Here is a 1206-nt window from a genome sequence, read left to right on the forward strand (position 1 = left end):
AAGTTTTTATTCATCTTTGTAGGCTCTATGTCGATAAGGCGCTTTTTAAAATAAAGTGTCGAGTCATCTTTGAAAAAGTCATCCATCTTTTTATATAAAAGTATCTTTGCTGCTTTTAAATTTGACGCAAGTGTCTCTGAGATATTGCCCTCATTTAAGCCACAAATTGCCACTATAGCGCCACTTTTTTGGCTCAGCTCAGATAGTTTTATCAAAAAACTAGCACCTATGGTATTTAAAGCACCAACCGAATCAGACCAAAAAACAAAGAATTTAAAGCCTACCTTTTGCAACCTTTCGTGAAATTTATAGTCAAAATTCTGCACAAAAGAGCTATCTATGAGCCCTACTGTCTTGTAAATGACGACGTCACCTCTTACAAAGGTGCTAAACTCTTTTTTGCCTAAAACGATGTGATTTAGTGTGCTAATGGTGTATTTGTAGGCTTGTTTGGCAGCGTTAAATTCTTCCACGCTTTTTACAAATTTACACTTGTAGCACTTTTGCTCCAAAAGCGAGTTGATGTAGTCTTTGTACTGCTCGTTTTTGTTATAAATGACGACGGTTTCATTTCCAACGTCTATGTTGTCGCTTAAAAAAAGTCTTGCGATCTTTTCGCTTTCAAAAAATGAAAATCTCATGATATTTTTTGAAGCTTTTGTCGCAAAATCAAAAAATTCTTCATCATAATCACATATAGCAAAGTCTGCTCCGATCTCTCTAGCTATGCTTGAAAGATGCTCGCAGGTGCCATTTAGCCAAAGCGGGCTAAAAAATGTGACATTTTTTAGTGAGAGTAAAATGGCACTGACATGCCTAGAACAAATTTGCATGAGATTTGTCTTGCTGACGCTTGAAGGGGCAACATTTATCTCCAAAAAGCCAAAAGGCCTAACTATGGCTAAAGAGCCTGTAAATGTTACTTTCATTTTCTAAGTGCCTTTTTTACATTGATCACCATATCAGCCGAGGCATGGACGCTGATGTCCATGATCTTATCGATACCAAAATCAAAAAATTTAGTCGTACTGGCTTCAAATGAAAGCAAAATTCTAAAGTAGTCTAAAATTAATTTTTCTTCAGTGTTTAGCTTTCTTATATCCCAATCAGCAAGCTTTAAAAGCACTTCAAAAAGCGAAATTTGAAACCTTCTTTGAAGTATCCTATCAAAGCTCATATCTGAAAAATCCACGATGTGCTTTAACG

At 35.8% G+C, this 1206-nt stretch carries 1 protein-coding gene and 1 pseudogene; both read right to left on the minus strand.

Features of this window, described 5'->3' with window-relative positions:
* A pseudogene (locus Q0296_RS00460) lies at positions 1-929 on the minus strand (hypothetical protein); the annotation flags it as partial.
* Positions 926-1206 (minus strand): hypothetical protein (locus Q0296_RS00465; protein WP_298035631.1); only part of this gene is annotated, 281 nt, incomplete at its 5' end. The gene Q0296_RS00465 and the pseudogene Q0296_RS00460, both read right to left, overlap by 4 nt.

The sequence above is a fragment of the uncultured Campylobacter sp. genome, from assembly GCF_937890585.1.
GTDB lineage: Bacteria > Campylobacterota > Campylobacteria > Campylobacterales > Campylobacteraceae > Campylobacter_A.